This window comes from Vulcaniibacterium tengchongense, from assembly GCF_003814555.1.
Classification (GTDB): Bacteria; Pseudomonadota; Gammaproteobacteria; order Xanthomonadales; family Xanthomonadaceae; genus Vulcaniibacterium; species Vulcaniibacterium tengchongense.
This window is the reverse complement of sequence record NZ_RKQN01000003.1, coordinates 36,437-45,600: the sequence shown is the minus strand read 5'-3', so window position 1 is coordinate 45,600 and position 9,164 is coordinate 36,437. Positions and strand designations below refer to the sequence as shown.

The window sequence follows — 9,164 nt, the reverse complement described above, 5'->3', positions numbered from 1 at the left end:
CGTTCGGATAGCGCTGCCGAAACATCGGCCCCAGCCACCATGACGTCGTCGCACGATGCCCATCAAGCAGGCCGCTCTCTGCAAGCAAGAAACTACCGGAGCAGGCGGCACCAAGGTGCGCGCCAGCGGCGGACCACTGCTGCAGCACGGCGACCGCATCGGGCACGTCGGGGCGTGTGAGCCGAGCCGAGAGCGTGTCAGGCATCTTGTCACCAAACGCGGGCACGAGCACGACGTCTGGTTCCGGCACACCACGCGCAGTGACCACGGGGACCGTCAAGCCTTGCGCAGTTCGGATGCGACGCCGCACGCCCACCAGCGTGAGCTCTATGTGCGCGGGAGCCTGTGGCAGCGAGCCCGACATCGCATTGGCCAAGCCCACTGTGTCGGTGAGCGCCGCAAGCCCCAGATCAAACACGCCATCACAAACAAGGAGGTGGAGTTTCATGGCAACAATGATATCAATGTTGTCATTCTTGCCTATAGAGATGTCTGTCATGAAGACTTAGACTGCAGTCTCATCGATCCCTTCCCCCACTTTTCCATTTACCCAAAGGAATACAGCATGACCAAGCTCGCCCTGTTTGTTCGCCTCGAAGCCAAACCCGGCCAGGAGGCTGCGCTTGCCGACTTCCTGGCCAGCGCACTGCCGCTCGCCAACGCCGAGTCCGGCACCACGGCCTGGTTCGCATTGAAGTTTGGCCCTTCGACGTTCGGTGTGTTCGATGCCTTTGCCGATGAGGCTGGTCGCCAGGCACATCTGAACGGACAGATCGCCGCGGCCTTGATGGCCAACGCCGCGACCTTGCTCAGTTCTCCGCCCAATATCGAGAAGGTCGAACTGCTTGCAGCCAAACTGCCGTCTGGGTGAGCCAGATTTCCGGCTCATTGGAAGTCCGCAGTCCGCAAGCGCGGACTGATCAAGCGGGTTGTTCAAAATCAACTGCCGACTATCCCGGATGACAAATGCCAGGTCGGATGCCCACGCGGTCTCGAAATGATGGCGGGCCAGTTGGGATTCGAAGAACCGCTCGGCTTCGGAGGCAGCGAGTTCGTGCCACAAGCCGATGCGCGACGCGAGTCCGTAGTTGTCGTGAGGGACTTCTTCGAGAAAGTCCTCAAGCGCTTGCAAAAGGCCAGGCCGCAGGTAGTCCTTCCAGACATACCGCCACTGGATCTGCTCGATCGGCGTCTCTTCCGCGGTCGGGTCCAGCTCCCATCGGGCGTCTGGCCACGGCGCTTCGATGATCCCCTGCTCGCGTAGGGCATGGAGCATTGCAAGGGAGTGGCGACGGGTGGGCGCTACCGGGATGCGCTTGTGCTGGGCCATCAGCAGCGCAGCAAGCGCCAGGCAACCTTGGATCCCCAAGTCGTCCAGGGTAGGCGCTGGTACGGGGGCCATGAACGGGCCTCCGCCCTCGCTGGTAAGCATCCTAAGTTTACCATAGTATCGCTGGCGGCCGGTCTTTCTCACCCTATTGGCATGGCCAAGTTGAGCAAGACTGTCAAAAGGGTGCAGCCATCGACCACGTTCTCGAAACGCCTCAGGCAGGCACGGGAGCGCGCGGGGCTGACACAAACCGAGCTCGGCCTTCGGGTCGGGATGGACCCGTCAGCCGCCAGTCCGCGAATGAACCAGTACGAGAAGGGCATCCACGAGCCCCCGCACGCGATGGTCAAGCGTCTCGCGGAGGAGCTTGGCGTGCCGGCAGCCTTCTTGTTCGTAGACGACGATCGGCTCGCGGATCTGCTGCTCTTATGGACCGAGCTCGGGGACGAGGGTCACGAGAAGCTTCTGCGGTACGCCAAGCGGCAGGTAAAGGCGCAGGAGTAGGCGTGTGCCACTGCATGAGGTGAGTCGACCGGGCGCTGGCAGGACGACTTCAATGCTGGGTCACGATCCGGGCTTGACCCTGTAGTAGCTCCAGACTCTAGTATTGGTCGCCTGTCCCCGGGAGCTTCAGCATGGCCGAGACATACGACGTCATCATCATTGGCGGTGGACCAGGCGGCTATCCGGCCGCGATTCGTGGCGCGCAGCTGGGTCTCAAAGTCGCTTGCATCGAACGTCGCCGGCGCCTGGGTGGGACATGCCTCAACATTGGCTGCATTCCGTCCAAGGCCCTGCTCGAGTCATCCGAGCGCTTCCACGCGGCCTCGAGCGAATTCGCGGTGCACGGGGTCGAGTTCGATGGGTTGCGGGTCAACCTGCCCCGGTTGCTGGCTCACAAGGATGATGTCGTCGCCGGCCTGGGCAACGGCATCGACTTCCTCTTCAAGAAGCACGGCGTAACGCGCCTGCAGGGTAGTGGCCGGATCGCAGCGCCAGGGCGCGTCGAAGTCACGGACGATGCCGGGCACACTCAAGAGCTTTCAGGCCGCTGGATCATCATCGCGACCGGATCGGACAGCACGCCGCTGCGCGGCGTCGAGGTCGATGAGGATCGGATCGTATCGTCGACAGGCGCGCTTTCGTTCCCGGAGGTGCCTGCGCACCTCGTGGTCATCGGTGCGGGCTACGTCGGCCTCGAACTCGGCTCGGTGTGGCGTCGACTGGGTGCTCGAGTCACCGTGGTCGAATACCTTGACCGCATCACACCAGGAATGGACGTCGAAGCAGCGACGGTGCTGCACAAGGCGCTGAAGTCGCAGGGCTTCGAGTTCCGCCTCTCCCAGAAAGTCGTCGGCGCGGCAGTGAACGGTGACGGTGTTGAGCTCTTGATCGAACCGGCCAACGGCGGTGCTCAGGATCGGATCCACGCTGATCGGGTGCTGGTCTCCATCGGGCGTCGGCCCTTCACCGAGGGACTGAACCTGGAACAGCTCGGCGTGGAGCGCGACGCGAAGGGCTTCATCAAGGTCGACGACCACTGGCGCACGAATGTCGAAGGGATCTACGCGATCGGCGATGTCATCGGTGGCGCGATGCTCGCGCACAAGGCGAGCGAAGAGGGTGTTGCGTTGATCGAGCAGCTGGCGGGACTGCCGGGGCATGTGAACTACGGGACGATCCCGGCCGTGATCTACACGGCACCCGAGGTGGGCTCGGTCGGTCAGACGGAGGAGCAGCTCAAGGCTGCAGGCATCCCATACAAGGTGGGGCGATTCCCCTTCAGCGCCAGCGCGCGTGCACGTGCCAAGGCGCAGACCTATGGGCTCGCCAAGGTGCTGGCGCACGCGGAGACGGACCGCATTCTTGGCGTACACATCGTGGGCCCGGAGGCGGGCTCGCTCATCCATGAGGCCGTCGTCGCGATGGAGTTCAGCGGATCGGCGGACGACGTGGCGCGCAGCTGCCACGCCCATCCCACGCTCCCGGAGGCCCTGAAGGAAGCTGCGATGGCGGTGAACGGCTGGGCCCTGCACATCTAGCAGCCTGTTGAAATTCGACCCGGCGAAGCCCCCGACTCGGTCGGCAGCGCGGATTTCTCGCTGCTCAAGCGCTCCGCAAGCGCGTCCCGCGCTCTGAAACAAGCCCGCTTTCGGACTTCCAGGCGCACCTTCCCCGCCGGGGCCGCCATCACGCGCCCCCCGCGGCGATCAGCTTCGGCAGGCGGACGAGGTTGCTCGCCGCCATCGCCAGCTGAAACAGCGCCTCGACCTTCGTAAGGCCGCGCTGCTTGACCTGACGCATTCCGGCAGCCGCCTTGAGCCATCCGAAGTGCGTTTCGATCCAGGCGCGCGTCCGCAGGCTGATCGCATACCCGGCGTGTCGGGTAGTGCGGCCATCGATGGCGCTGCGGCGGTGCGAGGTGTTCTGCGCAACGTGCGGGGTGATACCCATGGCCCGACAGCCCGCGACGAAGTCCGCCGTGTCGTACCCCTTGTCCGCGGCCAGCGTGCGCCGTCGTCGGCCGCGCAGCGAACCAAGCATCGCCAACGCCGCGTCACGCTCACCATGGCCGCTGGCCTGCGTGACACACGCTGCACGCACCAGGCCGCTGCGATGCTCCATGAGCACATGGGCCTGGTAGCTCAGCTGCGCCCCGGTATTGCCCTTGCGGTAAAGCCTGGCGTCCGGATCGCTGGCCGATTCGTGCGTTTCGTTGCGACGCTTCTGACCCTTGAAATCAGGCTGGGCGTTGCGATGCCCACCACCCGGTGGGTCCTTCGGCGTCCCATCCTTGGGACGGAAGCTCTTGTGCGAGGCCCACGCCTGCAGCAGCGTGCCGTCGACCGAGAAATGCTCGTCCGACATCAGGCCCCAGCGTTGTAGACCACGCTTCCCGCCGCCTCTGGCCAACCGACGACCGCGACGATGCCCTGCGTCGAATGCGCAATGGCCCGCACGGCCGTGTCGCACTCCGCGAGGAACTGGGGGCGAAACAGCAGGTCCTCCGGCGAATAGCCGCTGACGCAGAGTTCGGGGAAGACGATCAGGTCAGCCCCGTGTGCGTCGCGCGCCTGCTCGATGAGCGTCTGGATGCGCCTGACGTTGCCGGTGATGTCTCCGACCGGGAAGTCGTACTGGGCCAGGGCGATGCGCATCACGCCGCCTCGCCCGGGGCAGGAGAGTGCTTGAGGGCGTTGAGGATGGCGCACTGGGCCCTAACGCCGCCACCGCAGCTGCGGATGGTGCGCTCCAGCTCGCGCGCCACGCGCTGCAGGTCGCGAATGCGTTCCTGGACGTCGATCAGGTGCTGCTGCGCGAGGCGGGTGACGTCCTCGCACGCCAGGTCGCCGTCCTGGTCCAGCCGCATCAGGCTTCGGATCTCGTCCAGGCTGAAGCCCAGATCCCGACCCCGGGTAATGAAGCGCAGACGTTCCACGTCCTGCTCCGAATACGACCGGTACCCGCTGCCCGTCCGGGTTGGCGACGGCATGAGGCCGATCCGCTCGTAGTACCGGATCGTTTCCAGGTGGCAGCCGCTTGCCTGGGAGGCTTCGCTGATCTTCACGCTCGGATCCCTTGACTCTGTAGTCGCTACGGACTCTACGATACCGGCTCCGTCGAAGCGTGAAAAGTCGATGTTCCCGATTGCCTGGCGCTGCGTACTGTCCGTCCTCCTTGCCGTGGTGGGGCTGGCGTCCGCTTGTTCGGCACGCGCGGCCGACCCGGCGGCCGAGGCGCGGCAGGCATGGCAGCTGCTCGACTACATCGCGGTCGACTACCCCGCGGCGATCCAGAACGGTGAGGTGGTCGACGCGGGCGAATACGCGGAGATGCGGGAGTTCACCGCATCCGTCAGCGCGAAGCTGGCCGCATTACCGCCGGGCGCGGGGCACGCGGCGCGCCTTGCGAAGGCCAAGCAACTGGAAGGGCTGGTGGCCGAGCGCGCTGACGCAGAGCAGATCGCCCGCAGCGCAGGGGCCTTGGCGTCCGAGCTCCTGACCGTCTACAAGATCGAGGCCGCGCCCGCGGCTGTCCCCGATCTGGCGCGGGGCGCGGCCCTGTACGCCCAGCAGTGCACCGCGTGCCATGGCGCGACCGGCCGAGGCGATGGTCCCGCTGCCGCCGGCATGGATCCGCCCCCGATCGCCTTCACCGACGCCGACCGTGCAAAGCACCGCAGCCCGCTGTCGCTCTACCAGGTCATTTCGCAAGGACTGCCGGGCACCGCGATGATGAGCTACGCCCATCTGTCAAACGATGATCGATGGGCCTTGGCCTACTACACCGGCGGACTCGCGTACGACGCGGCGGCCCGGGAACAGGGTGCGGCGATCTGGGCAGACGACGATCAGGTGCGTCGCGTATTTCCCGACCTGGCTGCGTTATCGGGTGCCACTGAAGCTGACCTTTCGAAGACGCTGGGAGCGGACAGGGCGCGCGCGATCATCGCCTATCTGCGTGGTGAGCCGAGTGCCGTGGCCGCCTCCTCGCCAGTCAACAGCAATGCATCTCTAGCGCTGGCCCGTCAGCGCCTGCAGCAGAGCGTTGCGGCCTACCGGTCGGGTGACCGGGGGCAGGCGTCGGCACTGGCCTTGTCCGCGTATCTCGACGGTGTCGAGCCTGTCGAGCCGCAGCTCGGATCGCGGGACCGCAAGCTTCTGCGACAGATCGAGTCCGCCATGGCAACCCTTCGCGCCAGGATCGGCGAGGGCGCACCGACCTCCGCCGTCGAAGCTCAGGCCGCAGCGGTCGGACAGCTGCTGGACCGCAGCGAGTCGGCGCTTGCCGACCGGAGCAATAGCACCACCGCAGCGTTCCTGGGCAGCTTCACCATCCTCTTGCGCGAAGGGGTTGAGGCGCTGTTGATCGTCATCGGCATGATCGCCTTCCTACGCAAGGCCGAGCGCAGGGATGTGCTGCCGTACGTGCATGCCGGATGGATCGGTGCGCTGCTGGCGGGCGGCGTAACGTGGGCTATCGCGACGTATGCAGTCAGCATCAGTGGCGCGGAGCGGGAGGCCACCGAAGGGCTGTCGGCACTGTTCGCGGCGATCGCCCTGCTCAGCGTCGGGATCTGGATGCACCAGAAGAGCATGGCCGGCCGCTGGCAGCAGTACCTGCAGGAAAAGATGTCCGCAGCGCTCACACGTCGTTCCGCGACCTTCCTGTTCGTGCTGTCGTTCGTCGCCGTGTACCGCGAGGTCTTCGAGACCATCCTGTTCTACGCCGCGATGTGGAACGAACAGGACAGCTCCGCGATCCTCGCCGGGCTGGGCTTGGGCCTGGCCGTCCTGGCCGTCATCGCATTCGCGCTGCTGCGACTGGGAACGCGCTTGCCGATCGGCCAGTTCTTCCGCTTCAGCTCGATCCTGATCGCCGTCCTTGCCGTGGTGCTTGTGGGCAAGGGCGTGGCGGCGCTGCAGGAAGCCGGCTGGATCAGCCAGGCCTTGGCTGCCGTGCCACAGATCGAGTGGCTGGGCCTTTACCCGACGTGGCAGTCGATCCTCGCCCAGATCGCCGTCGCGGCGATCGCCGTCCTCGGCTTCGTCGCCAATGCGCGTGGCGCAAAGGCCATGCCTTCCGCGCACGAACGTCCGAGAGGTAATGCATGAGTGCAGCACTTCGCCAGGTGGTGATTCGTTATGGGAGCTATCCCGTGGTCATGCTGCCGGCGGCAGTCGCGGCCGTAGCCGTGGCCAGCAGCGCCCTGCCCGCGTGGCCCGCGCTTGCCTTGATCGCATCCGTTGGTGTCACGGCCGTGGCCTTGCTGGAAAGGCTCTCCCCTTACGAGCCCGAGTGGCAGAGGGACCATGGCGACCTGAATGCTGATGTGGTGCATGGCGTCGTCAACTTCGGTCTGCTTGCGCTGGCCGGCGTGCTTCTCCATGCGCTGCGCCAGTTCCTGCCTATCGACGGCGGGTGGCCCCACCAGTGGCCTGGCGCGATGCAGCTGCTGCTGGCCGGGCTGATTGTGGATGCAGGCCTCTATACGATGCACCGACTGAGCCATCGGTACGCCTGGGCGTGGCGGCTGCATGCGGTACACCACGGTGCCGAACGTCTCTACTGGCTCAACGGCGAGCGGCGTCATCCGCTGAGTGCGTTGCTGATGGCGGGCCCTGGCCTGGCGGTCGCGGTGCTGCTCGGCGCGCCGTCTCACGTGCTGAGTGCATGGCTCGCCCTGCTCAGCGTCCAGCTCGCGTTCCAGCACGCGAACCTCGACTATCGCGTCGGCCCCCTGCGACGTTGGCTTGGGGTGGCCGAAGTGCATCGATGGCATCACAAGCGCGAGTACGAAAATGCCCAGGTGAACTTTGGCGAGTTCTTCATGATCTGGGACCGCTTGTGTGGAACGTACCTGGGCCGACCGGAAGCCCTGCGGGCGGGCGACGTGGGGCTGCGCGAAGAGAAGCTTCCACTCGACTACCGGGGCCAGCTCACCTGGCCATTCCGGCAGCACGCCCGTCATCGCGAAACTGCCGCTGGGATTTTGGCCTTCGCCCAGCACCTGTCGGCAGGGTATTCGGCGCTATACGCAGGTGATTTGAAAGGCGCGTACGCGGCGTTCGAGCGGGCCCACGTGCTGGCGCAGACGCACACGATCCGGCACGTCTGCAGTCACATCGCATTCCTGAGATGGGCGATCAGCGCCCGTGACTGGCGCGAGGCGGCCGGTCAGCTCGTTCGAATTCCCGCGTCCTTGCTGTTTACCTGGCTATGGATGCCCCGCGGCAATACCGGTGGTGCACGCGTGGGTGCGCTGCGCTCGATGCCGGTTGCCGATGAACTCCGTCCGTTTCTGGAACCCTACCGATGAGTGACTGCGGCTGCCACCACGAAGCGAAAAATGCTCAGGAGCGCAAGATCCTGACAATCGCGCTTGCCCTCAATGCGACGATGGCCGTCGTCGGCGGCATCGCAGGCTGGATCGGCCAGTCCACAGGCCTGCTCGCCGATGCGCTCGACATGCTGTCGGACGCCACGGCCTACGCCATCGGCCTGGTCGCCATCGGCCGCGCCGCGAGTTTCAAGGCCAATGCCGCCATGCTCAGCGGCGCTGCGCTGCTGCTCCTCGGTCTCGGCGTGCTGTTCGAGGTGGGGCGACGGGTGATCTACGGCGCCGAGCCCGCCAGTGGCTGGATGATCGGCACCGCCATCCTTTCCCTCATCGTCAACATGGCGGTCCTTCGCATGCTCGCGCCGCTCAAGTCGGCTGAAGTGCATCTGCGGGCGACCTGGATCTTCACCCGCGCCGACATGGTCGCCAACGTCGGCGTCATTCTCGCGGGCGTGCTGGTGCTGTGGCTGGGGTCACCGTACCCGGACTTTGTGATCGGAACGCTGATCGGCCTCTACGTGGTCAAGGAAGCGGTCGAGATCCTCCGCGAGGCGCGCGAGGCTCGCCACAACGCAGGAGGTACCCCCGAGTGATCCGTTCGAGACGAGTGCCGGCTTTCTGGGTGAGGTGGCTGATGACGGCCGGCCTTGTCCTGGGCCTGCTCGTCCAGCTGGTCATTGGTGCCATGGGCGAGCTGCACGAGCTGATGTCCACCCGGCACGCCGAAGCGATCTCCTCCGGCTCGCTGGATGGACGCTCGAGCCTCGCCGCAGCGACGGACGACTCCGATGCGCTCCAGCTCGTCCACCATATCGCGCATTGCTGCGGTCACATCGCCGCGATGGCGACGGCCGAGATCGCAGTCCCGCAGATGATTCCGGCCCAAGCTGTGCCCCGACTCGATATTGCACAGCCCCCAACGGCTGGGCGATGGCCGGCACCGTTTCGACCCCCAATCGTCAGTTGAGTGCCACCCGGCACCGCCAGACCCTC

General features: G+C 65.6%; 9 protein-coding genes and 2 pseudogenes. 7 read left to right on the top strand and 4 right to left on the bottom strand.

Annotation, left to right across the window (positions count from 1 at the left end; all coding sequences use genetic code 11):
- Positions 1–499, bottom strand: a 499-nt coding sequence (locus EDC50_RS16525; protein WP_484606926.1) for a type 1 glutamine amidotransferase family protein, incomplete at its 3' end; no start/stop codon positions are given.
- Between the two features lie 66 nt (positions 500–565).
- Between EDC50_RS16525 and EDC50_RS10710 the strand changes: the two genes are divergently transcribed.
- The 3 genes from EDC50_RS10710 to lpdA all read left to right on the top strand — a co-directional run bounded on the left by EDC50_RS10710 (position 566) and on the right by lpdA (position 3,372).
- Positions 566–871, top strand: coding sequence for a putative quinol monooxygenase (locus EDC50_RS10710; RefSeq protein ID WP_123770483.1), 306 nt, complete (start codon positions 566–568; stop codon positions 869–871).
- A gap of 612 nt (positions 872–1,483) precedes the next feature.
- The gene (locus EDC50_RS10705) at positions 1,484–1,834 is read left to right on the top strand and encodes a helix-turn-helix domain-containing protein (RefSeq protein ID WP_123770482.1); all 351 of its coding nucleotides are present in this window, start codon (positions 1,484–1,486) and stop codon (positions 1,832–1,834) included.
- Positions 1,835–1,965: 131 nt separating this feature from the next.
- Complete coding sequence (gene lpdA, locus EDC50_RS10700) at positions 1,966–3,372, top strand: dihydrolipoyl dehydrogenase (protein ID WP_123770481.1); 1,407 nt, start codon at positions 1,966–1,968, stop codon at positions 3,370–3,372.
- Positions 3,373–3,520: 148 nt separating this feature from the next.
- Here lpdA and EDC50_RS10695 read toward each other — a convergent pair.
- The 3 genes and pseudogenes from EDC50_RS10695 to EDC50_RS10685 all read right to left on the bottom strand — a co-directional run.
- A pseudogene (locus EDC50_RS10695) lies at positions 3,521–4,213 on the bottom strand (IS5 family transposase); the annotation flags it as partial.
- A pseudogene (locus EDC50_RS10690) lies at positions 4,201–4,488 on the bottom strand (nitrilase-related carbon-nitrogen hydrolase); the annotation flags it as partial. The pseudogenes EDC50_RS10690 and EDC50_RS10695, both read right to left, overlap by 13 nt.
- Positions 4,488–4,898, bottom strand: a complete 411-nt coding sequence (locus EDC50_RS10685) for a MerR family transcriptional regulator (protein WP_123770479.1) — start codon at positions 4,896–4,898, stop codon at positions 4,488–4,490. The gene EDC50_RS10685 and the pseudogene EDC50_RS10690, both read right to left, overlap by 1 nt.
- 70 nt (positions 4,899–4,968) lie before the next feature.
- Between EDC50_RS10685 and EDC50_RS10680 the strand changes: the two genes are divergently transcribed.
- Genes EDC50_RS10680 through EDC50_RS10665 form a run of 4 tightly spaced genes read left to right on the top strand, consistent with a single transcriptional unit; the run spans position 4,969 to position 9,138 of the window.
- The gene (locus EDC50_RS10680; protein WP_123770478.1) at positions 4,969–6,945 is read left to right on the top strand and encodes a cytochrome c/FTR1 family iron permease; all 1,977 of its coding nucleotides are present in this window, start codon (positions 4,969–4,971) and stop codon (positions 6,943–6,945) included.
- Positions 6,942–8,150, top strand: a complete 1,209-nt coding sequence (locus tag EDC50_RS10675; protein WP_123770477.1) for a DUF3703 domain-containing protein — start codon at positions 6,942–6,944, stop codon at positions 8,148–8,150. Before EDC50_RS10680 ends, EDC50_RS10675 begins: the two co-directional genes overlap by 4 nt.
- Complete coding sequence (locus EDC50_RS10670) at positions 8,147–8,764, top strand: cation diffusion facilitator family transporter (protein WP_123770476.1); 618 nt, start codon at positions 8,147–8,149, stop codon at positions 8,762–8,764. Before EDC50_RS10675 ends, EDC50_RS10670 begins: the two co-directional genes overlap by 4 nt.
- Positions 8,765–8,793: 29 nt before the next feature.
- Positions 8,794–9,138 (top strand): hypothetical protein, encoded by a 345-nt coding sequence (locus EDC50_RS10665; protein ID WP_123770475.1) that lies wholly within the window; start codon positions 8,794–8,796, stop codon positions 9,136–9,138.
- Positions 9,139–9,164 lie beyond the last annotated feature (26 nt).

Bases quoted from the DNA above. Each gene is read 5' to 3' on its own strand.
- EDC50_RS10710 (WP_123770483.1), top strand. From the start codon at position 566: ATGACCAAGCTCGCCCTGTTTGTTCGCCTCGAAGCCAAACCCGGCCAG.
- EDC50_RS10705 (WP_123770482.1), top strand. From the start codon at position 1,484: ATGGCCAAGTTGAGCAAGACTGTCAAAAGGGTGCAGCCATCGACCACG.
- lpdA (WP_123770481.1), top strand. From the start codon at position 1,966: ATGGCCGAGACATACGACGTCATCATCATTGGCGGTGGACCAGGCGGC.
- EDC50_RS10680 (WP_123770478.1), top strand. From the start codon at position 4,969: ATGTTCCCGATTGCCTGGCGCTGCGTACTGTCCGTCCTCCTTGCCGTG.
- EDC50_RS10675 (WP_123770477.1), top strand. From the start codon at position 6,942: ATGAGTGCAGCACTTCGCCAGGTGGTGATTCGTTATGGGAGCTATCCC.
- EDC50_RS10670 (WP_123770476.1), top strand. From the start codon at position 8,147: ATGAGTGACTGCGGCTGCCACCACGAAGCGAAAAATGCTCAGGAGCGC.